The organism is Pseudomonas sp. DR 5-09 (genome assembly GCF_001655595.1).
GTDB lineage: Bacteria > Pseudomonadota > Gammaproteobacteria > Pseudomonadales > Pseudomonadaceae > Aquipseudomonas > Aquipseudomonas pharyngis.
Genome location: NZ_CP011566.1, coordinates 3,439,156 through 3,460,163, shown reverse-complemented (window position 1 = coordinate 3,460,163; position 21,008 = coordinate 3,439,156). Strand labels below are relative to the sequence as shown.

At 61.7% G+C, this 21,008-nt stretch carries 19 protein-coding genes; 5 read left to right on the top strand and 14 right to left on the bottom strand.

Annotated elements, in window-relative coordinates; all coding sequences use genetic code 11:
* Positions 1 to 110 precede the first annotated feature (110 nt).
* The 5 genes from PDR5_RS15410 to PDR5_RS15390 all read left to right on the top strand — a co-directional run bounded on the left by PDR5_RS15410 (position 111) and on the right by PDR5_RS15390 (position 5,805).
* Complete coding sequence (locus PDR5_RS15410) at positions 111 to 1,775, top strand: AMP-binding protein (protein ID WP_064596846.1); 1,665 nt, start codon at positions 111 to 113, stop codon at positions 1,773 to 1,775.
* 15 nt (positions 1,776 to 1,790) lie between these two features.
* Positions 1,791 to 2,552, top strand: coding sequence for an SDR family NAD(P)-dependent oxidoreductase (locus PDR5_RS15405; RefSeq protein ID WP_064596844.1), 762 nt, complete (start codon positions 1,791 to 1,793; stop codon positions 2,550 to 2,552).
* 12 nt (positions 2,553 to 2,564) lie between these two features.
* A complete protein-coding gene (locus tag PDR5_RS15400) occupies positions 2,565 to 3,758 on the top strand; it encodes an acetyl-CoA C-acyltransferase (protein WP_064596842.1) in 1,194 nt (397 codons plus the stop codon).
* A 131-nt stretch (positions 3,759 to 3,889) separates the two neighbouring features.
* The gene (locus tag PDR5_RS15395; RefSeq protein ID WP_064596840.1) at positions 3,890 to 5,017 is read left to right on the top strand and encodes an acyl-CoA dehydrogenase; all 1,128 of its coding nucleotides are present in this window, start codon (positions 3,890 to 3,892) and stop codon (positions 5,015 to 5,017) included.
* Positions 5,018 to 5,031: 14 nt separating this feature from the next.
* Positions 5,032 to 5,805 (top strand): enoyl-CoA hydratase, encoded by a 774-nt coding sequence (locus PDR5_RS15390; protein ID WP_064381493.1) that lies wholly within the window; start codon positions 5,032 to 5,034, stop codon positions 5,803 to 5,805.
* 255 nt (positions 5,806 to 6,060) lie between these two features.
* On the opposite strand, the gene PDR5_RS15385 is transcribed toward PDR5_RS15390, so the two are convergent.
* From PDR5_RS15385 to PDR5_RS15320, 14 genes are all read right to left on the bottom strand, one after another.
* The gene (locus PDR5_RS15385) at positions 6,061 to 7,212 is read right to left on the bottom strand and encodes an acyl-CoA dehydrogenase family protein (protein WP_064596838.1); all 1,152 of its coding nucleotides are present in this window, start codon (positions 7,210 to 7,212) and stop codon (positions 6,061 to 6,063) included.
* A gap of 3 nt (positions 7,213 to 7,215) precedes the next feature.
* Positions 7,216 to 8,322 carry an enoyl-CoA hydratase/isomerase family protein gene (locus PDR5_RS15380; RefSeq protein WP_064596836.1) on the bottom strand — a complete coding sequence of 369 codons (1,107 nt, stop codon included), beginning with the start codon at positions 8,320 to 8,322 and terminating at the stop codon, positions 7,216 to 7,218.
* A 166-nt stretch (positions 8,323 to 8,488) separates the two neighbouring features.
* Positions 8,489 to 9,343: an alpha/beta hydrolase gene (locus PDR5_RS15375; protein ID WP_064596834.1), complete on the bottom strand. Its 855-nt coding sequence runs from the start codon at positions 9,341 to 9,343 to the stop codon at positions 8,489 to 8,491.
* Positions 9,336 to 9,740 (bottom strand): RidA family protein, encoded by a 405-nt coding sequence (locus PDR5_RS15370; protein WP_064596832.1) that lies wholly within the window; start codon positions 9,738 to 9,740, stop codon positions 9,336 to 9,338. Before PDR5_RS15370 ends, PDR5_RS15375 begins: the two co-directional genes overlap by 8 nt.
* Positions 9,741 to 9,743: 3 nt before the next feature.
* Positions 9,744 to 10,970, bottom strand: a complete 1,227-nt coding sequence (locus PDR5_RS15365; RefSeq protein WP_064596829.1) for a cytochrome P450 — start codon at positions 10,968 to 10,970, stop codon at positions 9,744 to 9,746.
* A 2-nt stretch (positions 10,971 to 10,972) separates the two neighbouring features.
* The gene (locus PDR5_RS15360) at positions 10,973 to 12,586 is read right to left on the bottom strand and encodes an acyl-CoA dehydrogenase family protein (RefSeq protein WP_064596827.1); all 1,614 of its coding nucleotides are present in this window, start codon (positions 12,584 to 12,586) and stop codon (positions 10,973 to 10,975) included.
* Between the two features lie 408 nt (positions 12,587 to 12,994).
* Positions 12,995 to 13,681, bottom strand: a complete 687-nt coding sequence (locus tag PDR5_RS15355) for an HPP family protein (RefSeq protein ID WP_064596825.1) — start codon at positions 13,679 to 13,681, stop codon at positions 12,995 to 12,997.
* A 157-nt stretch (positions 13,682 to 13,838) separates the two neighbouring features.
* On the bottom strand, positions 13,839 to 15,017 hold the full coding sequence (locus tag PDR5_RS15350) for an MFS transporter (RefSeq protein WP_064596823.1): 1,179 nt from the start codon (positions 15,015 to 15,017) through the stop codon (positions 13,839 to 13,841).
* A 173-nt stretch (positions 15,018 to 15,190) separates the two neighbouring features.
* Complete coding sequence (locus tag PDR5_RS15345) at positions 15,191 to 16,543, bottom strand: MmgE/PrpD family protein (RefSeq protein ID WP_064596821.1); 1,353 nt, start codon at positions 16,541 to 16,543, stop codon at positions 15,191 to 15,193.
* On the bottom strand, positions 16,540 to 17,430 hold the full coding sequence (locus PDR5_RS15340; RefSeq protein ID WP_064596819.1) for a polysaccharide deacetylase family protein: 891 nt from the start codon (positions 17,428 to 17,430) through the stop codon (positions 16,540 to 16,542). The genes PDR5_RS15345 and PDR5_RS15340 overlap by 4 nt, the downstream gene beginning before the upstream one ends.
* The gene (locus tag PDR5_RS15335) at positions 17,423 to 18,271 is read right to left on the bottom strand and encodes a polysaccharide deacetylase family protein (protein ID WP_064596817.1); all 849 of its coding nucleotides are present in this window, start codon (positions 18,269 to 18,271) and stop codon (positions 17,423 to 17,425) included. Before PDR5_RS15335 ends, PDR5_RS15340 begins: the two co-directional genes overlap by 8 nt.
* Before the next feature lie 209 nt (positions 18,272 to 18,480).
* The gene (locus PDR5_RS15330) at positions 18,481 to 19,305 is read right to left on the bottom strand and encodes an ABC transporter substrate-binding protein (RefSeq protein WP_064596815.1); all 825 of its coding nucleotides are present in this window, start codon (positions 19,303 to 19,305) and stop codon (positions 18,481 to 18,483) included.
* A gap of 39 nt (positions 19,306 to 19,344) precedes the next feature.
* Complete coding sequence (locus PDR5_RS15325; protein WP_039768627.1) at positions 19,345 to 20,109, bottom strand: amino acid ABC transporter ATP-binding protein; 765 nt, start codon at positions 20,107 to 20,109, stop codon at positions 19,345 to 19,347.
* 10 nt (positions 20,110 to 20,119) lie between these two features.
* On the bottom strand, positions 20,120 to 20,998 hold the full coding sequence (locus PDR5_RS15320; RefSeq protein ID WP_011334265.1) for an amino acid ABC transporter permease: 879 nt from the start codon (positions 20,996 to 20,998) through the stop codon (positions 20,120 to 20,122).
* Positions 20,999 to 21,008: the final 10 nt, after the last annotated feature.

Sequence of the window (21,008 nt, the reverse complement as noted above, 5' to 3'; positions counted from 1 at the left end):
CCAGTCATCCACTTTGAGGGCTTTGACCATTGCCGCAACCGGCGTGCGGCGCGAGTATTCCTCTGTTGTTTACGGTTCCCCAACCTAATAAGAACAGAGGGATTCTGGCAATGCGCGATTACTTGTCTGCCACCGCACAGTTTGATTATCAGCACACCGTGGATGCCGCGCTCAGCGGTACGCTCGAGGCGCTCAACGCTTGCGTCGAATGTTGTGACCGCCACGCCTTGCCGGGGCGCATCGCCCTGTTCTGGGAAGGCCGCGATGGCACCAGTGCGACGTACACCTTCAGCGACCTGCAGGACAAAGCCGCGCGTTTCGCCAATTTCCTTCTCGCCCAGGGCGTGCAGAAGGGCGACAAGGTCGCCGGCCTGCTGCCGCGCAATATCGAATTGCTGATCACCGTGTTCGCCACCTGGCGCATCGGCGCGGTGTATCAACCGCTGTTCACCGCGTTTGGCCCCAAAGCCCTCGAACATCGCCTGAACAGCTCCGGCGCCAAAGTGGTGGTCACCGACGCCGCCAACCGGCCGAAACTCAGCGAAGTCGCCGATTGCCCAACACTGGTCACTGTCGGCGGCCCGAGAGGCCAGGGCATCGTCCGTGGCGATTTCAGTTTCTGGGCCGAGTTGCCCAACCATTCCAATGTTTGTGAACCGGTGATGCTGACCGGCGAAGACCCGTTCCTGCTGATGTTCACCTCGGGCACCACCGGCCCGTCGAAAGCACTGTCGGTGCCGCTCAAAGCCATCGTCGCGTTCCAGAGTTACACCCGCGATGCCGTCGACCTGCGCCCGGAAGATGCGTTCTGGAACGTCGCCGATCCAGGCTGGGCCTACGGCATTTATTTCGGTGTCACCGGCCCGTTGTCGATGGGCCACCCGATCACGTTCTACGATGGCCCGTTCACCCTCGAAAGTACCTGCCGGGTGATCAACAAGTACGGCATCACCAACCTCACCGGTTCGCCGACGGCGTATCGTCTGCTGATTGCCGGCGGCGACGAGTTCGCCAAGTCGATCAAGGGCAAGCTGCGCATCGTCAGCAGCGCCGGCGAGCCGTTGAATCCGGAAGTTATCCGCTGGTTTGCCGACAACCTCGGCGTGGTCATTCACGACCACTACGGCCAGACCGAACTGGGCATGGTCCTGTGCAATCACCACGGCCTCGAACACCCGATCCACCTCGGTGCCGCCGGTTTCGCTTCGCCGGGCCATCGCATCGTGGTGCTCGACGAGCAGAACAATGAACTCGGCGTCGGCCAGCCCGGCATCCTCGCCATCGACCGCACACAGTCGCCGATGTGCTGGTTCGCCGGCTACGAAGGCGCGCCGACCAAAGCCTTCGTCGGCGATTACTACCTGAGCGGCGACACCGTCGAGTGGAACCCGGACGGCAGCATCAGCTTCGTCGGCCGCAGCGATGACGTGATCACCACTTCCGGCTACCGGGTCGGCCCATTCGACGTGGAAAGCGCATTGATCGAACACCCTGCCGTGGTTGAAGCCGCAGTGGTCGGCAAGCCCGACCCAGAGCGCACCGAGCTGGTCAAAGCCTTCGTCGTGCTCAACCCGCAATACCGCGCGGAACCGGCGCTTGCCGAAGAACTGCGCCTACACGTGCGCAAGCGTCTGGCCGCGCATTCGTACCCCCGTGAAATCGAATTTGTCAGCGAGTTGCCGAAAACCCCGAGCGGCAAATTGCAGCGCTTTATCTTGCGCAACCAGGAAATCGCCAAGGCTCAAGAGGCCGCGGCGCACAACGTTTCAGCTTGAATCAGGAAGTCAGTCATGCAGATCGAGAACAAGGTTTTTATCGTCACCGGCGGCGCGTCCGGCCTGGGTGCCGCTACCGCTGAATTGCTGGTGAACGCCGGCGGCAAAGTGATGCTGGTGGACATGAACGCCGATGCCGTCTTTGCCCAGGCTCAGCGCCTCGGCGCGCAAAGCGTGGTGGCCGACATCAGCAACGAAGCCGCTGCCGAGGCCGCTGTTCAGGCAACGGTAAAAGCCTTCGGCAGCCTGAATGGTCTGGTGAATTGCGCCGGCATCGTTCGCGGCGAGAAGATCCTCGGCAAGAACGGCCCGCACGCTTTGTCCAGCTTCGCTCAGGTGATCAACGTCAACCTGATCGGCAGCTTCAACATGCTGCGTCTGGCAGCGGCAGCGATTGCCGAAAGCGAAGCCAACGCCGACGGCGAGCGTGGTGTGATCATCAACACCGCGTCGGTTGCGGCGTTCGACGGCCAGATTGGCCAGGCGGCGTACTCTGCATCCAAAGGCGCCATCGCCAGCCTGACCCTGCCTGCGGCCCGTGAGCTGGCGCGCTTCGGCATTCGCGTGATGACCATCGCTCCGGGCATTTTCGAAACCCCGATGATGGCCGGCATGACCCCGGAAGTGCGCGACTCGCTGGCCGCCGGCGTGCCGTTCCCGCCGCGTCTGGGCAAACCTGCCGAATACGCCGCGCTGGTGCGGCATATCATTGAAAACAGCATGCTCAACGGTGAGGTGATCCGTCTCGACGGTGCCTTGCGCATGGCCGCCAAGTAAGGAGGATTTCCCATGACTATCTCCAATGATCCGATTGTCATCGTCAGCGCCGTCCGCACCCCGATGGGCGGTTTCCAGGGCGAACTGAAAAGCCTGACTGCGCCGCAACTCGGCGCAGCAGCAATCAAGGCTGCGGTTGAACGCGCCGGTGTCGCCGCCGATGCGGTCGATGAAGTGCTGTTCGGCTGTGTGCTGCCGGCCGGTCTCGGTCAGGCGCCTGCGCGTCAGGCTGCGCTGGGCGCCGGGCTGGACAAATCCACCCGCTGCACCACGGTCAACAAGATGTGCGGCTCGGGCATGGAGACCACCATTCTGGCTCACGACATGCTGCTGGCTGGCAGTGCCGATGTGGTGATCGCCGGCGGCATGGAAAGCATGTCCAACGCGCCGTACCTGCTGGACCGCGCTCGCGCCGGCTATCGCATGGGCCACGGCCGGGTGCTGGATTCGATGTTCCTCGACGGCCTCGAAGACGCCTACGACAAGGGCCGCCTGATGGGCACCTTCGCCGAGGATTGCGCTGAAACCAACGGCTTCAGCCGCGAGGCTCAGGACGCTTTCGCCATTGCCTCGACCACCCGCGCCCAGCAGGCGATCAAGGACGGCAGCTTCAAGGCCGAGATCGTGCCGCTGACCGTGACCGTCGGCAAAGAACAGGTTGTGATCAGCAACGACGAGCAGCCACCGAAGGCCAAACTGGACAAGATCGCTTCGCTGAAACCGGCGTTCCGCGAGGGCGGTACGGTAACTGCGGCCAACTCCAGCTCGATTTCCGACGGCGCCGCTGCGCTGGTGCTGATGCGTCAGTCGCAAGCGCAGCAACAAGGTCTGAAACCGCTGGCGGTGATTCACGGCCACGCCGCGTTTGCCGACACCCCGGGCCTGTTCCCGGTGGCGCCGATTGGGGCGATCAAGAAGCTGATGAAGAAAACCGGCTGGTCGCTGGATCAGGTCGATCTGTTCGAGGTCAACGAAGCCTTCGCCGTGGTCGGCATGGCGGCGATGACCCACCTGGAAATTCCTCACGACAAGCTCAACATCCACGGCGGCGCCTGCGCCCTCGGCCACCCGATCGGTGCGTCCGGCGCGCGGATTCTGGTGACCTTGCTCTCGGCCCTGCGCCAGAAAGGCCTGAAACGCGGCGTTGCGGCGATCTGCATTGGCGGCGGCGAAGCCACGGCGATGGCGGTCGAGTGCCTCAACTGAGGTAAACACCAAATCCCTTGTGGGAGCCAGCCTGCTGGCGATAGCGGTGTGTCATACAAGCCAATATTGACTGACAGACTTCAATCGCCAGCAGGCTGGCTCCCACAGGTTTTATGTTTTAAGGATTTGCCATGATTCCCAATGACGACCAACAACAAATCCGCGACATGGCCCGGCAGTTTGCCGAGGAACGGCTCAAACCGTTTGCCGCCGAGTGGGATCGCGAACACCGCTTCCCGAAAGAAGCCATCGGCGAAATGGCCGGGCTGGGCTTCTTCGGCATGCTGGTGCCGGAGCAGTGGGGTGGTTGCGACACCGGTTATCTGGCCTACGCCATGGCCCTGGAAGAAATCGCCGCCGGCGACGGCGCCTGCTCGACCATCATGAGCGTGCACAATTCGGTGGGTTGCGTGCCGATCCTCAAGTTCGGCAACGACGACCAGCGCGAGCGCTTTCTCAAACCGCTGGCCAGCGGCGAGATGCTCGGTGCGTTCGCGTTGACCGAGCCCCAGGCCGGTTCCGACGCCAGCAGCCTGAAAACCCGTGCCCGGCTGGAAGGCGATCACTACGTGCTCAACGGCTGCAAACAGTTCATCACTTCCGGGCAGAACGCCGGGGTCGTGATCGTGTTTGCGGTCACCGACCCGAGTGCCGGCAAGCGCGGGATCAGCGCCTTCATCGTGCCGACCGACTCGCCGGGCTACAAAGTCGCCCGCGTCGAAGACAAGCTCGGCCAGCACGCCTCGGACACCTGCCAGATTCTGTTCGAAGATGTGAAAGTACCGGTGGCCAACCGGTTGGGCGAGGAGGGCGAGGGCTACAAGATCGCCCTGGCCAACCTCGAAGGCGGCCGCGTCGGCATCGCTTCGCAATCGGTGGGCATGGCCCGCGCCGCGTTCGAAGCGGCACGCGATTACGCCCGTGAACGTGACACCTTCGGCAAGCCGATCATCGAACATCAGGCTGTCGCATTCCGCCTGGCGGACATGGCGACCCAGATCGCCGTGGCGCGGCAGATGGTGCACTACGCCGCCGCCCTGCGCGACAGCGGTCAGCCGGCGCTGGTGGAAGCGTCGATGGCCAAGCTGTTCGCCTCGGAAATGGCCGAGAAGGTCTGCTCCATGGCATTGCAAACCCTGGGCGGTTACGGTTACCTCAGCGACTTCCCGCTGGAGCGCATCTACCGCGACGTGCGGGTCTGCCAGATCTACGAAGGCACCAGCGACATTCAGCGCATGGTCATTTCGCGCAATCTTTGAGAAGGAATCTGCACATGAGTTACGAAACGATTTTGCTGGAAACCCATGGCCGCGTCGGCCTGATCACCCTCAATCGCCCCCAGGCGCTGAATGCCCTCAACGCGCAACTGGTCAGCGAAGTGAACCGCGCGCTCGATGGTTTTGAAGCCGACGCGAACATTGGCTGCATCGTCATCACCGGCTCGACCAAAGCCTTTGCTGCCGGCGCCGACATCAAGGAAATGGCCGATCTGACCTACCCGCAGATCTACATGGACGACCTGTTCAGCGACAGCGACCGCGTGGCCAACCGGCGCAAGCCGATCATCGCCGCCGTCAATGGTTTTGCCCTCGGCGGTGGCTGTGAACTGGCGCTGATGTGCGACTTCATTCTGGCCGGCGACAACGCCAAATTCGGCCAGCCGGAGATCAACCTCGGCGTGCTGCCGGGCATGGGCGGCACCCAGCGTCTGACGCGGGCAGTGGGCAAGGCCAAGGCCATGGAAATGTGCCTGAGCGGCCGCATGATCGACGCGGTGGAAGCCGAGCGCTGCGGCATCGTCGCGCGGATCGTGCCGAGTGCCGAGTTGCTGGATGAGGCGCTGAAAGTCGCTGCAGTGATTGCCAGCAAATCGCTGCCGATTACCATGATGGTCAAGGAAAGCGTGAATCGTGCATTCGAAGTGAACCTGACTGAAGGCGTGCGCTTCGAGCGTCGGGTGTTCCATGCGGCGTTTGCGACGCAGGATCAGAAGGAAGGGATGGCGGCGTTTGTGGCCAAGCGGCCTGCCGAGTTCCAGGGCAAATAACGCGGCGCCCTCAAGAGCCCCCTCACCCTAACCCTCCCGAAACGTCGGACCGCCCGGAGGGAGAGGGGACTGACCGGGTTGTACTCGGGAGTTACGCCGACCTGAATTACCGAGTCGAACTCAGGCTGTAAAAAGCATGTAGTCCGCTATCCATAATCGACGCGATCTTTCAGGTCGATGTATGACGCCAGACACCTCGGTCAGCTCCCTCTCCCTCCGGGAGAGGGCTGGGGTGAGGGAAAGGGGCCGACACGGTCACAACTGATAGTTCTTCAACTCCCGAGCAATCACCATTCGCTGTATCTCGCTCGACCCCTCATAAATCTGGGTGATCCGCGCATCCCGGTAGTACTTCTCAACCGGGTAATCCTCCAGATACCCATACCCGCCATGAATCTGAATCGCTGACGAACACACCTTTTCAGCCATCTCCGACGCAAACAGCTTGGCCTGCGAAGCCTCCGACAGACACGGCTTGCCCGCCGTGCGCAGCCGCGCCGCGTGCAGGATCATCAAGCGGGCCGCGTTGATCTGCATCTGCATGTCCGCCAACAGGTTGGCGATGCTCTGGTGCTCGACGATGGCCTTGCCGAACTGCACTCGATCACGGGCATAACCCAGCGCGGCTTCGAACGCCGCACGGGCGATGCCCAATGCTTGCGCGGCAATACCGATGCGTCCGCCTTCCAGGTTGGAAAGGGCAATCGCCAAACCTTTACCGCGTTCACCCAGCAGATTGGCTTCAGGAATGCTGCAATTGTTCAGCGTCACGGCGCAGGTATCGGAAGCGCGGATGCCCATCTTGTGTTCGGTGCGATCAACGATGAACCCCGGCGTATCGGTTGGCACCAGAAGCGCCGAGATGCCACGCTTGCCCAGATCCGGATCGGTCACCGCAAACACGATCGCCAGCTTCGCCCGCTTGCCGTTGCTGACAAATTGCTTGGCGCCGTTGATCACCCATTGCCCGTCGCGCAGTTCGGCGCGGGTGCGCAGGTTGTGGGCTTCGGAGCCGGCCTGGGGCTCAGTCAGGCAGAAGCAGCCGATCACCGCGCCGCTGGCCAGATCCGCCAGCCAGGTCTGTTTCTGTTCTTCGCTGCCATAGTTGAGCACCGGCCCGCAGCCCACCGAGTTGTGGATGCTCATGAACGCGCCAGTGGCGCCGTCACCGGCGGAAATCTCTTCCACCGCCAGCGCATAAGCCACGTAGTCGACGTAAGTGCCGCCCCATTCTTCCGGCACTACCATGCCCAGCAAGCCGAGTTCGCCCATCTTTGCCACCAGGGCGTCATCGATCCAGCCGGCCTTTTCCCAGGCTTGTGCGTTGGGCGCGATTTCGCCACGGGCAAAGTCCCGGGCCATGTCGCGGATCATGACCTGGTCTTCAGTCAATTCGAGATCGTGCATGGCTCAGCTCCCGCTCTCTGCGAAACCGTGGAAGAAACTCGCGACCTGTTCGGCGTGCAGCGCGGCCAGGGTCGGCGGATTCCAGCGTGGTGATTTGTCTTTGTCGATCAGCAGGGCGCGCACGCCTTCGATCAGGTCGCCACGTTCGAACCACTGGCGATCCAGATGCAGTTCGAGGGCGAAGCAGTGTTCCAGGCTCAGATGACGGCCGCGACGGAGCATTTCCAGGGTCACACCCATGGCCAGCGGCGAGCGGGTTTCCAGCAGGTCGGCGGTGGTGGTCGCCCATTCGTGGCTGTCGGCGACGGTTACGGCGCGCAGTTGCTCGACGATGCTCGGCACATCCGGCAACGCAAAGAAGTGGTCGATGGCCGGGCGCAAGGCTTCGAGCGGCGCATCCGGCAGGGTTTGCACGGCGTGGCGGGCCAGCAGGCTTTGCAGGTCTTTGAGCGGCGTGTCGTGCCACTCCAGATGATCAAGCTGTTCGTCGAGGATGCCGAGTTTGCTGCTCTCCAGATACCAGTCGGCGAGGCCGCAATACAGCGCATCCGCTGCACGGATCTGCACGCCGCTGACACCCAGGTAAATCCCCAGCTCGCCGGGAACCCGTGGCAGGAAATAACTGCCGCCGACATCCGGGAAATAGCCGATCGCCACTTCAGGCATCGCCAGACGGCTCTTCTCGGTGACCACCCGCAGATCCGCGCCTTGCACCAGACCCATGCCGCCGCCGAGAACGAAACCGTCCATCAGCGCCAGCACCGGTTTGCGGTAGTGGTGGATCGTCAGGTCGAGGGCGTATTCCTCGACGAAGAAATCTTCGTGCAGCGTGTCGCCGCTTTTGAAGCTGTCGTACAGCGAGCGAATGTCGCCACCGGCACAGAAGGCTTTCTCGCCGGCACCGCGCAGTACCACCGCGTGGATATCGGCATCGGCGGCCCAGACGTCCAGGTGTTGCTGGAGCTGGCGCACCATGTCGAGGGTCAGGGCATTGAGGCCGGCGGGGCGATTGAGGGTCAGATGACCGATGTGGTTGCGAACCTCGGCCAGCACTTCGTGTGGCGTGGCGTCCATGGACGAAGTCCGCGGGGATGAAACCTGAGCAGTCATCACTAACTCCCTGCTTTTATTGTCTTTATTCGAGAAACTCGCGCGCGAGCGTTAGCGGATCGTAACAGTGCAAATTTGCCGTGTACAACGGGGATATGTGCATGGGCTATCTGCATTTTTGCCTGATCTTGACCGGGGGAACTCCCGCGCAGAGAAGCACTGGCTGTCACTCCCCGCGAAACTGTGCCTGCAGCGAGCGGACGCATGACAGCAGTGCCTGCCGAGCCTCATCATGCGCCGCGGGATGGTTCATGAAACCATGGCGCATGCCTTTAAATTCCAGGTATTCGACGCTCACACCTGCTGCACGCAATCTCGCTGCATAGGCACGGCCTTCATCCCGCAGAATGTCGAGTTCGCTGGTGATGATCAGCGTCCGCGGCGGTCCGTGCAACGCGTCGTCGAGCAGGGGGGACAACCGCGGATCGGCGCGCGATGTGCCGGGCGGCAGATAGTGTCCGAGATACCATTCGAGCATCTGTGTGGTAAGGCCATGTCCTTGCGCGAACTGCTCGTGGGACGGGTATCGGGTGTGACAATCGAGCAAAGGGTAAAGCAGCAGCTGAAAGCCGAGACACGGTCTTTGCTGCGCCGAGTCGCGCTGACAGATGACCGCGGCCATTGCCCCTCCGGAGCCACCGCCGGCGACCGCGATTCTCGAAGTATCAAGGCCATGCTCGCGACCCTGCCGTACGACCCACTGCAAAGCTGTCCAGCAATCATCCAGGGCTGCCGGAAACAGGTGTTCCGGAGGGCGGGCGTAATCAACGGCGATCACCGCACAGCCAGCCCAGTCACACATCAGTCGGCAGAAACCATCATGGGTATCCAGGTCACCCGTGACCCAGCCGCCACCATGGAAGAACACCAGCACGGCAAAAGGCCCCTTGCCCGCAGGCCAGTAAAGGCGCAGCGGCAACCGGCGACCGTGACTTTCAATCGCCATGTCGTGAACACGGGTCACTTGTGCCTGACGCAACGCTGCTCTGGCGTCCTCTACGGTCAAAGAGGCCTCATTCATGACCGCGATCCCCGGTCGAGCGCGCCTCTGCCTCAATCTCTATAACGAATTCAGGGCCGATCAATCGTGCGACTTCCAGCAGCTTGGTGGTGGGTGGATGTTGATCAAAGAATTCCTTGTGGGCCTGGGCGATTTTCGGCCAGAGATCCATATTGCTGGTGTACATGCTGGTTGCAATGATGCGCGTGCGATCCGCGCCCAGTTGTTTTAGTGCCTGTTCGATGATCTCCAGGCACCGCAGCGTCTGGGCATAGGCGTCGCCGGGCTTGAAGGGTTTGCCGTCATCATCGAACGCCACCGTGCCGCCTACCAGAAGGGTATCGCCAGCCTTCAAGGCTCTGCAGTAGCCGGCGATGGATTCCCAGGGGGCGGCAGAAAACACACGTTGAAACTCCATGGTTCAGACTCCTTTGCCAAGATTGATCGGAAGTGCCTTCAAACCCCGGAATTGAAGGTTGCTGTTGCGCCAGGTCGCAGGGCTGTCCACGACAAGACCCAAATCGGGAAAGCGCTTGAGCAGGGACGTAAAAACGATCTCGGCCTCCAGGCGGAACAGCGCCGTGCCCATGCAGAAGTGCTGTCCACGGCCAAATGCCAGATGGTCATGGTCAGCTCGACGGATATCGAAGGTGTCAGGGTCAGTGAATTTCGCAGGATCGCGGTTGGCGGAGGCTCGTATCAGATAGACCAGGTCTCCTGCCTTCATCGTGACGCCTTCGATCGTGACGTCTTCGGTCAGCACTCGATGGCTCAAGGAACCGGCGGCATCGAAACGCAGCATTTCCTCCACGGCCAGGTTTACCAGGGCCGGATCGTCTTTGAGGGCCGCATGCTGCGCAGGGTGTTCGAGCAAGTGCAGCAGGCCGATACAGAGTTGGTCAGCGCTGGTGGTGTAACCGGCAACCAGAATGAAGACAATCTGCGCCAGTACCTCGTCATCGCTTGCCGCACTTTCCAGACTCGACTCAAGCACCCGACTGACCAGATCGTCCCGGGGCTGGCGGCGGCGCTTTTCAATGAGGTCGGCAAAGTAGGCGTACATTTCTTCAATCCCTGCCAGCGCCTGTTCAGGCCCATAGTCGGGATCGTGGCTGCCGCCCACAAACATCACGATGTCCCTCGTCCAGCGCCGCAGTTTCAGGGCATCTTCGCGATCGATGCCGTATAGCTCGGCGAGGATCAGCGCGGGAATCCGGTCGAAAAGGCTGGCCTTGAGGTCGACCTGGCCTTGCAGGCCGGACAGTTCTCGATCGGTGATGTCCTGAATGATCTGGCGCAACGACTCAATGGCGCGAGGTGTGAATGCCTTGCCCAGCAACTGACGACTGGCCTTGTGCGCGTCTCCATCCTGGGAATACATCCATTGCGAGGCCAGGCGGACGAAGACGTTCAACTGCTCGCGTTGTTCTTTCGATACGCGGGTGTCCACCAGTTGCCGCATACGGTTCGAGGAGTAACGGCGGGTATCGGCCTGGGCGGCATGGACATCGCCATAGCGGGTCAGAAACCAGGCATGCAAGTGATCGCACCAATAGACCGGTTGATGATTTCTCAGGTACGCATACGCCGGATAGGGGTTCTGGATGGTGTAGCGGTCAGAGAAGTCCGGAAAGGAATGAATGGCCATGCTCACGCGTCCTCATAGAGTGCAGCCGTGAAACGCTCCGCGTAATCGGGTTTGTCGATTGGGGCGCTGACCAGCTCCGGCGGTGGCTTGAGCAGATCGTCGATCTCGCCGAGCCGGGCTTGCGTCGCGTGCAGTTCCAGTTCGTCGCCAGCGACCGACAGCCCCCAAGGGTGCAACACCGGGGAAAAGACATGGAGCATGTCCTGAAGCGTTGCGGGCGAAACGAGCCGGTCGCGTTCGCCTTCGACCAGTATCAGGTCCAGCGCGCGGGCGTAGGTGAGTGCCACAGCCTGGCGGTGGGAAAAGTCAGCACTGGTGCGGCATTGATCAACGATGAGCGACTCGATGCGCTGGGCGATGTTATGGGAGGCAAACCGTGGTCGGGTAATGGCGTCCCTGGCGACCTGAGCACACAGGATGCTGTTATCACCGGCGAACGTGGTGCTGATCTCGTGATCCATGCACAAGGTGACGATCTGATTGTCATGGTGAAACCCCTGGGACCCACAGAGCTGCCGGGTTGCCCGGATGACGTCCAGCCCCAGCCAGGTGCCGACGCTTTTGGCGATGGCGGCGAGAATATGCAGCTCGGTGCGCTTTTTCGGCTGGCTCCACATTCCCTCGAACCGGGCCAGGACCGCCTGTTCCAGCAGCTTCAGGGCCAGGACCTTGAGTTGCTCGAGATACAACCGTTGTCGAAACAAGGCCCGGCTCAGCAGTGGCTGGTTGTTATCGGCATTCTTGACCAGTCGATGGCAAGCGAAACGATACCCCAGGTGGACACACAGGCTGGCGGCCCCGCAAGCGGCCGCAATAAGGAACAGGCGTTCCTGAATGAATGTCTGCATCGCGCACGTCAGGCGCTCCTTGCGCATGATGTCGCTGCTGAAGACGCCGTCTGGCGAGAATCGGGCATAGCGTTGCATCATCGCTTCCAGCGGTAGTTTCATTGCACGAAAGCGGATGCCGGCAACCTGATTGGCATGAATGCCGCCCTTCGGATCGCAGGTGGTAATGCGCACACCCGGCAGCAATGGGCCGTTCTCGTTCTCGCGAATGCGCACTCGGAACCAGTGAAGTCCCTCATCCACGCCATTGACGATCAGACGTCCCAGTACCATGACCACCTGGGCCGCGTGCAGGGCGTTGCCGATCCAGAACTTGCAGGCTTGCGCAGACGGTGAGTCAAGGATCAGGCAATGGTTTTGCGAGTCGTGGATGACCGTGGTCTGCAGATTGCCGACTTCCGAACCCCTGGCGATTTCCGTGCAACCAAATGCATAGACGGCACCCAGTCGGTTGATTTCTTCACGGTAGTCACGCACCTGACGATCATCGCCATGAGCAAGCAAGGCATCGCCGGCAATCATGTGATCGACGATGCTGGCAATCAGGGAATAGTCATAAGCGCCCAGGTAGGCGGCGCGTTGAAGCAGCAGTCGGAAACCGGACTGACAGGGTTGGCCCAGCCACATGCCGTTGGTCATGTGGCCGCCGCCTAAAATGGCGCGCATACGATCGATGTTCAGATCCATGTATTCGCGTAAGGAAAGACGATGGCGCTTGCCGGGGTCGAACAGGGGCGTGCGCAGCAATTGCAGCAGTGGGTCGCTCATGAAACGTTCCTCTCGCAGATCTCGAAATCAGGGATTCGAAAACCACCAGATTTACGGAGCTGGCGAAGAACACATGTACCTGTGTGCAACAGGCGGGGCATCGAGCGGACAACAGGTTACGCAGGCAATGCGGTGTTTTCTGAAGTGAACGGTTCAATCAAAGCGCAAAGCCAGCTCGCTTCTCAACGACGTTGAGCGTTTCTCCATGGCCAGACTTCCGATGTCATCGCTACTGGGCGTTACAGCGAGCCAGACTTCTTAGTGAAAGGCAGACAACTCTGTGCGGTACAGAGATGAAATCTAGTGACTCCCGATCATTTGGCAAGGTTGGCGAAGGGCCTTTTGTCGGAAGCACGCACAAGCGCACGCGCACAGTCTCTTCAATCGTCGAGGCGGGGAGCGATTCGGTCAGCTGAATACCTGACCAATGCTGCGCCGCTTGGCATGCAGCTCACTGGCATGAATCAACCGTTCCAGATCCTCCGGCGTGACATCGATGAATGCCTCCATATCGGCCATTGCCCGTTTCAGATCCTCGGCCGTGATGGCCTGAATATCCACCGGTGCCATGGCCGGCGCCGGTTCGGCGGGGCGTTTCGGGTAGCGGATGCGAGTCAGGTTGTTGTAGGCCAGTGCGGCGAGCAGCAGGCAGGCGGCGCTGAGCATCACCGGTTCCAGGGCTTTCCAGTCCATGGCGATGGTCAGCGGGTCGGCCAGCACCATCGTCAGCGCCACGGCGCCGGCCGGCGGGTGCAGGCAGCGCAGCCAGCACATCAGGATCAGCGCCATGCCCGCCGCTAGGCACGCACTGCCCAGGGTTCGGCCGAGCACGTGGGCCACCAGCAACGCGACGACACCGGCGCACAGGTAGCCGCCGATGATCGACCATGGCTGGGCGAGGGCGCCGGAGGACACCGCGAACAGCAGCACCGCCGAGGCGCCCAGCGGGCCGATCAGGTGGTAGGCCACTTCAATGCCGAATACCTGACTGCACGCCCACACGCTGAACAACGTGCCCAGCGCCATGCCGATGGCGGCGCGGCTCCATTCGGTGGGGCGGGTGTTGATGGCGGCGGGCAACCAGCGAGCGAGCATGCAGAATCGATCCTTTACGAAATTCAGGGCAAAAAAAAGGACTTGTCCGTAAACGCGGAAAGTCCTTCGAAGTGTTCCAACTATTGGGGGAGGAACGCGCACAGTGTGCCAAGCAATCACGATGCTGACAAATTCATATAAATGCAGTTTCAGTGCATTATTTATGAAGTAAAGCCACGCGCCGCCCACTCATAAAACACAGGAACCCGCCCATCGCCGTCAGTGCACTGAGGGCGTAGAACATGGTCGGCGCCGGCGTATGCATCAGCAGAAAGCCGCAAATCACCGGGCTCAGCGCACCACCGAGGGCCGCCAGGTTCTGCGCGCCGTAATAGCTGCCGCGCAGTTCTTCGGGCGCCAGGGTGTCGACGAACAGGAATTCCGACGGGTAAATGATCATCTCGCCGAGGGTGAAGATGAACATCGCGATGCACCAGGTCACCAGGCTGTCGGCCAGGCTGAAGCCGATCAGGCCGAGGATGAACAGGCTGGTGCCGGCGGCGATCCAGTAGCGCAGTTTTTCCCGGTTGAGGAAGCGACCGATCTGGTATTGCAGCAGGATCACCGCGATGGCGTTGCAGGCGAGCAGGGCGGCCATGGTTTGCAACGCCCGCTGCGAATCCTCGACCACCAGCAGGTATTGCGACAGGTACAGGGTGAAGCGGCCGTGAACCACGGTGCTGAGCAGACAGCCGCAGGTGAACATGATCAGCGTGCGGTCGTTTTTCAGGGTGATCAGGGTTTTCAGGAAACTTTGCGGCTGGCCGATGGCGGCGACCGGGCTGGCATCCTTGGGAATCCCGATCATCAGGAAGATGCTGCCGAAAGCGATACCGGCGGCAATCAGGAACGGCGCAATCGGGTAGACCCCGGCGATTACCACGCCGAGCATCGGGCCGGTGGCGTAGCCGATGTTGGTCAGCGTATAGCGCAGGGAAAACGCCTTGGCCCGCTGGCCCATGGGCAGGTTTTCACTGAGGATCGCCTTGGAGCCGATCAGGAACAGCGCAGAGGCGGTTTCGGTGATGACCAGGGTGGCGGTCGTCAGGTACAGGTCTTTGGCGAAGGTCAGCAGCACGAAGCCGATGGCGCTGGAGAGCATCGCCAGAATCAGCAACCGGCGCTTCTCGAGCCGGTCGATGATGTAGCCGCCGTACAGCGCAAGCAGGGTAGCGATGAACACCGCGATGCCCAGCAACAGCCCGACATCCTGTTGGTTGAGGCCGAGCTTGTTGCTCAAAAACAGCGTGAGCAACGGACTGGTGATAGCGCGGCTGACGACGATGGTCAGCGAGACGATCATCAGGCGGCGAATAACGAGCGAGTAGGTGGCCACGGAAAATCAAATGTCCTTATTTCAGTTATTTTTGTGCCTGGCTTCAGACCGGGTTGACTGCATCGCGAGCAGGCTCGCTCCCACAGGTATCGTGGTGGAAAACGTTTTTGTGAACACCTCGAACCAATGTGGGAGCGACCCTGCTCGCGATGAGGCCAGTTCAAACGACACATTCATTCCATCAGCCACCGTTCCAGACCAGCCACCGAATCCAGCCTCTCGAGCCGCCGCAGTTGAGCGAGCAGAGCGTCAGCCTTTTCCCGTGGCAACACCCGCAACGCCAGACTGAAAAACTTCTCGTCCAGCGCCGCCTCGCTCAACGGATTGCCCGGCGCGCCCAGCGGAACCTCGACACACAGACTCGCCTGACGCCCGTCGCGGGTTCGAACAATGACCAGCGGCTCGCCATCCTCCGACAGTCGCTCATCCACTTCAAGGCGAATGCGCGTCAGCCAGTGGGTGATTTGCGGATCGTTGCGCGGCTGTTCGTCGTAAGCCTCCAATCGGCAATGACCGTGCACCATTCGCGCGGCGAGGGCGTAGGGCAGACTCATTTGCGCGGCGGCCAGACTGCGGGTGTCGCGGCCGCCGCACATGTCGAGCAGAAACCCGCACAGGTTCACCTGGATGTCTTCCACCTGATCGGCGCCGACCTGCAATTGCTCCAGCAACAAGCCGAGTGCATCGATGGCCGAATGGGTGCCACGACACGCGGCATAGGGTTTGATCGAACAGCGCGCGAGTTTCCACACACGCCCCAATTCGGCATCCAGCGCATCCGGTTGCGCGCTGCCCGGCGCCAGGGTCTTGAGAAATCCACCCCAGACATTCTCGAACAACACCGACGGCCCACTGACGCCTTCACGGGCAAAACGCGCTGCGAGCAAACCACCCTCGGCCGCCCGGCCACTGTGCAGTTTTTTGCTCTGCGAACCGTCATGGATGAACGCCCACAACCCGCCGCTGAAACTGCCGGCGATGCCCAGCGCCGATACGGTATGCGCCGAATCCAGCGCAAAGACCCGCGCACAGGCTGCCGCCGCGCCGAACACGCCGCAGGTGGCGGTTGAATGCCAGCCGGCGCCGTTGTGCGCCGAATAACTGCCGCAGGCTTCCAGCACCCGCCGGCCGATCTCGTAGCCGATGACCACGGCGGTGATGAACTCACGACCGTCCACCGGCCGATCCACCAATGACAAAGCCGCCATCACCGCCGGCAACACCACCGCGCCGGAATGATCACAACCGCCGGTGTCGTCCAGCTCCAGCGCATGGGCGGCGATGCCGTTGAGCAAGGCCGCATGCCCTGCGCCGACCCGCAACGATGAACCCCAGACCAACGCGGTGCCCGGCTCGGCGCCGAACACCTGCCGTGCCTGAAGCGCCACCGCACTGTCAGCCCCGGCCAGCGCTGCGCCGAAGGTGTCGAGAATGTGCCGCTTGGCCTGTTCCACCAACGCTGGCGGCAGGTCTTCAAAGCGGGTCTCGACGCAAAACTGCGCCAGCCGCTGCATGCGTTCGGTCATACGAGGTAGTCCCGATAATGGCGCTCATACACCGACGCCGGATGATCCTGCGTGACCGGCGCCGCCGTTTGCGCCCACCACTGCGCGACTTCGGCGCCGGTGGCGATCCACACGTCGTCATGCTGCTGAATGCCTTGCAGCAATTCGCGCAGCACGCCGATGCGCCCCGGTGTGGCGATGATTTCCGGGTGCAGGCGCAGCACGTAGCACAAGCCGAAGCGGTGGAATCCGGCGAAGTCCATTTGCAGGTTGCCCAGGGTGTGGCTGTAGGAAGCGATCCGCGATTGTGCCGGCGGCACGGCCGGGCTCAGGTTGAAGGCGAAATAAGGTTCGTCTTCCAGTTCGTAATGCAGCGGCAGCTCGACCACTTCGGGCGCGGTCGGGTGCAAGAACGGCAGGTCATCGCCGCGCCATGAGGAAGACCAGTGAATGCCGTGGTCTCTCAAGGCTTCAATGAATCCCGGCGCGCCGTTGCCGGCGGGAATCCGGAAACCGGTCGGACGCACGCCGGTCAAGGCTTGCAGCGCTGCGCAGCCTTTGGCGACTTCCGCACTCTGCGCCGCCAGATCCAGCGTGTCGTAATTCTGATGGCGGTAACCGGCGCAGGCGATTTCATGGCCGTCAGCCAGAATCGCGGCGATGTGCTGCGGGTTTTCCTCGGCGACGATGCCGGGCACGAACCAGCTGCTGCGCACCCCGAGTTCCCTGAACAGGCCGAGCAAACGCTCGACGCCGCGTTGCGTGCCGTAGCGCCACACCGACAGCGTCTTGTCGCGCCCGGCGACTTCCGGGGCCTGGGTGAGAATGCCGTGGATGTCGTTGTAATCGACGGTCAGCACCACCGCGCAGCGTTTGCCGGCGGGCCAGAGGTTGTCAGCGTCAGCCATGGTGATGCTCCTTCAGCCACCAGCGGGCGATGTCGCGGCAAGTGGCGAACCACACGTCATCGCGCTGGCGCATGTGGTCGAAGAGTTTCTCCAGCAACAGGATGCGCCCCGGTTTGCCGGTGATTTTCGGGTGGAACAGGGTGGTCAGGCACAGGCCTTCGTCCATCGCGCCGTCGTACTCGCGTTGCCAGTTGTCGAGGGTCAGTTCGTAGCTGGCGGTGCGGTCGAGCCCGGACGGGAAGTTCGGTGCGCGGGTGTAGGCGAGGGAGGCGTAGTCGTCCATTTCCCAGCGGCCGGGGATTTCCACCAGCGGCGTGTCATGGCCGGGGACGTTGACCAGATACGGGCGGTCATCGCCGCGCATGCTGCTGGAATAGATGACGCCGTTGTCGGCCAGCATCGCCGGGGTTTCGGCGCGCCAGTCGCCGGATGGGGTGCGAAAACCTTCGGCGCGGATGTGCAGGTATTGCCAGAACACGTCGCGGGACTTGTTCATCACGGCCTGCTGCTGGTCCAGCGTCAGGGCGTAGAAGGATTCGTGTTTGTAGCCGTGGTAGGCGACTTCATGACCGCGCTCGACGATGGCCTGGCATTGTTTCGGCCAGTTTTCCACGACCCAGGCGGGGACGAAGAAGGTGGTCGGGATCTTGAAGGTGTCGAGCAGATCCAGCAGGCGCGGCAGGGCGCGGTAGGGGCCGTAGCCGCCAAAGCCGAAGTATTCGGGTTTGTGCCAGATCGAGTTGTTGAGCATGGCATCGCCGGTCGGGCCGTCGAGGTCGAAGGCCAGGGCGAGGCAGGCTTTGTGCTGGTCGGGCCAGGTGGGTTGTTGAGGGGCGGACATGGGGGTGACGCTCCGATGGTATTTACAAGCTTTCCCTCACCCCAGCCCTCTCCCGGAGGGAGAGGGAGCCGATTGAGGTGTTTTGGAGGGTTGCATCGACCTGAAAAATCGAGTCGAACTCAGGTTCTGAACAGCACGCAAATCGGCTCCCTTTCCCCCTCGCCCCCTTGGGGGAGAGGGCTGGGGTGAGGGGGAGGCGATCTTGACCGTTACTTGCCGGCGTTGACGGTCACCGTCTTAATGGCACCCAACTCCAGATCCCACTTCTTCAGGATCGCGCCATAGCTGCCGTCATCCACCATGCTCTGCAGCGCCACTTTCACCGCTTCACTCAGCTCAGGCTTTTTCTTGCTCACGCCCAGCCCGGTGAACTGCACGGAGATCGGCTGGCCGACCGTCTTGTACATGTCCTTTTCCTGGGTCTTGAGGTACGACAGGGTTTCGCTGCCCTGCATCGCCGCGTCGATACGGCTCTGGCGCAGTTGGGCGCGGGCGTCGGCCGAGCCTTCGGTACCGATCACGTTGATCGCAGGTTTCCCGGCGGCTTCACAGTTGGCCTTGCTCCACTCGGCGATTTCCGCCGGGAACGTGGTGCGGCGGCTGGTGCCGACTTTCTTGCCGCACAGGTCGATGATCTCGTTGGTCGCCGCGTTCTTCTGCAGGGTGTAGAACTGTGGGCCGCTGGTGAAGTAGTCGACGAAAGTCACGCTGGCCTGGCGCTCGGCGGTGTCGGTCATGCCCGACAGGACCATGTCCACGCGGTCGGTGGTCAGGGCGTTGATCATTTGCTCGAAGCCGGTTTCCTGCCACTTGATCTTCACCCCGAGACGTTCGGCCAGGGCGTTGCCCAGGTCGTAGTCAAGGCCGGTGAGCTTGTTGGTGGCCGGGTCCTTGAAATCCATCGGCGGATAGTTGGGCATGATCGCGACGACGATCTCGCCTTTTTCCTTGATGCTGGCCGGCAACTCGGCGGCCACGGCGATACCGCAAGACATGAGGGAGGTGAGTACTGCTGGAATGACGAAGTTCTTCATGGACGTTCTCTTATGAATGTTGTGAAGGCCAAAGGGGCCTCAGGTTCGAACGGCAGAAATGAAGCTTTGGGTGCGCGGGTTTTGCGGACTTATTAGTATTTCTTCGGGGCTTCCAGCCTCCACGATCTGCCCGCCGTCCATGAACACCATGCGGTTGGAAACCTCCCGGGCGAAGCCCAGTTCATGGGTGACGACGATCATGGTCATGCCGGTCTGCGCCAGATCGCGCATCACCGACAGCACCTCACCGACCAGTTCCGGGTCGAGTGCCGAAGTGGGTTCATCGAACAGCATCAGCTTGGGTCGCATGGCCAGCGCGCGGGCAATCGCCACCCTTTGCTGCTGACCGCCCGACAGTTCGATCGGGTAGCTGTTGCGTTTGTCGGCCAGGCCGACCCGGGCCAGCAGTTCCAGGGCTTCTTCGTGCGCCTCCTTGGGCGAACGCTTGAGCACCTGGCACGGGCCTTCGATGATGTTTTGCAGCACAGTCATGTGCGGAAACAGGTTGAAGCGCTGGAACACCATGCCGGTGGCCAGGCGCTGACGGGCGATCTGCGACTCGTTGAGTTCGTGCAGCTTGTGCCCGACCACGCGGTAGCCGACCAGTTCGCCGTCGACCCACAGGCCGCCCTTGTCGATCTTTTCCAACTGGTTGACGCAGCGCAGCAGGGTGCTCTTGCCCGAGCCGGAAGGGCCGATGATGCACAGCACTTCGCCTTGCTCGACCTCGATGTTGATGTCCTTGAGCGCGTGGTACTGGTCGTAATATTTGTTCAGGCTCACGGCCTTGACGATGTTTCTCATGTTCGACTCCTCAAGAACGCTTGCCGGCGCCGCGAGCGAAACGACGCTCCAGACGGCTTTGACCGAAGGACAGGACGGTGACGGTGGCCAGGTACCAGATACCGGCGACGATCAGCAGCTCCATGACCCGGGCGTTGGCGTAGTAGATGTTCTGGGCGTTGTAGAGCAGTTCCGAGTACTGGATGACGCTCGCCAGCGAGGTCATTTTCACCATGCCGATGAATTCGTTGCCGACCGGCGGAATGATGATCCGCATGGCCTGGGGCAGGATGATCCGGCGCAGTGCCTGCAAGCGCGGCATGCCGATGGACTTGGCTGCTTCGTACTGGCCGGTGTCCACGGACAGCAGGCCGGCGCGCACCACTTCAGCGGTGTAGGCGCCCTGGTTGATGCTCAAGCCGAGCAGGGCGGCCACGAACGGGGTCATCAGGCTCACGGTGTCGAGTTCGAACAGACCGGGAATGCCGATGGTGGGGAAGATCAGCGCCAGGTTGAACCACAACAGCAGTTGCAGAATCAGCGGCGTACCGCGAAACAGCCAGGTGTAGGTCACGGCCACGTAGCGCAGGATCGGGTTGGCCGACATGCGCATGATCGCGGTGATCACCCCGAAGACGATGCCCAGCGCCATGGCCAGCACGGCCATGATGATCGTGTTGAACAGGCCCCACATGATCGCTTCGGAGGTGAGGAACTGGCCGATGTACGACCATTCGATCTTGCCTTCGGCGAAGGCGCGCACCAGGCCGATGATGGCGATGACGATCACGGTGGCGAAGAAGATCCGCCCGTAATAACGCCGTGGCACGTGCTGGTACTGGGTAATGTCGAACTGGTTTTCCGCCAGTTTGCGCTCCGCCTGGAGTCGTTCTGCCTGAGTCTGGCTCATGGTGTTTCTC

Coding starts and splice junctions, on each gene's coding strand:
- PDR5_RS15410 (WP_064596846.1), top strand. CDS start 111: ATGCGCGATTACTTGTCTGCCACCGCACAGTTTGATTATCAGCACACC.
- PDR5_RS15380 (WP_064596836.1), bottom strand. CDS start 8,322: ATGACTGCTCAGGTTTCATCCCCGCGGACTTCGTCCATGGACGCCACG.
- PDR5_RS15400 (WP_064596842.1), top strand. CDS start 2,565: ATGACTATCTCCAATGATCCGATTGTCATCGTCAGCGCCGTCCGCACC.
- PDR5_RS15375 (WP_064596834.1), bottom strand. CDS start 9,343: ATGAATGAGGCCTCTTTGACCGTAGAGGACGCCAGAGCAGCGTTGCGT.
- PDR5_RS15385 (WP_064596838.1), bottom strand. CDS start 7,212: ATGCACGATCTCGAATTGACTGAAGACCAGGTCATGATCCGCGACATG.
- PDR5_RS15370 (WP_064596832.1), bottom strand. CDS start 9,740: ATGGAGTTTCAACGTGTGTTTTCTGCCGCCCCCTGGGAATCCATCGCC.
- PDR5_RS15335 (WP_064596817.1), bottom strand. CDS start 18,271: ATGTCCGCCCCTCAACAACCCACCTGGCCCGACCAGCACAAAGCCTGC.
- PDR5_RS15355 (WP_064596825.1), bottom strand. CDS start 13,681: ATGCTCGCTCGCTGGTTGCCCGCCGCCATCAACACCCGCCCCACCGAA.
- PDR5_RS15325 (WP_039768627.1), bottom strand. CDS start 20,109: ATGAGAAACATCGTCAAGGCCGTGAGCCTGAACAAATATTACGACCAG.
- PDR5_RS15360 (WP_064596827.1), bottom strand. CDS start 12,586: ATGAGCGACCCACTGCTGCAATTGCTGCGCACGCCCCTGTTCGACCCC.
- PDR5_RS15345 (WP_064596821.1), bottom strand. CDS start 16,543: ATGACCGAACGCATGCAGCGGCTGGCGCAGTTTTGCGTCGAGACCCGC.
- PDR5_RS15405 (WP_064596844.1), top strand. CDS start 1,791: ATGCAGATCGAGAACAAGGTTTTTATCGTCACCGGCGGCGCGTCCGGC.
- PDR5_RS15365 (WP_064596829.1), bottom strand. CDS start 10,970: ATGGCCATTCATTCCTTTCCGGACTTCTCTGACCGCTACACCATCCAG.
- PDR5_RS15320 (WP_011334265.1), bottom strand. CDS start 20,998: ATGAGCCAGACTCAGGCAGAACGACTCCAGGCGGAGCGCAAACTGGCG.
- PDR5_RS15395 (WP_064596840.1), top strand. CDS start 3,890: ATGATTCCCAATGACGACCAACAACAAATCCGCGACATGGCCCGGCAG.
- PDR5_RS15340 (WP_064596819.1), bottom strand. CDS start 17,430: ATGGCTGACGCTGACAACCTCTGGCCCGCCGGCAAACGCTGCGCGGTG.
- PDR5_RS15330 (WP_064596815.1), bottom strand. CDS start 19,305: ATGAAGAACTTCGTCATTCCAGCAGTACTCACCTCCCTCATGTCTTGC.
- PDR5_RS15390 (WP_064381493.1), top strand. CDS start 5,032: ATGAGTTACGAAACGATTTTGCTGGAAACCCATGGCCGCGTCGGCCTG.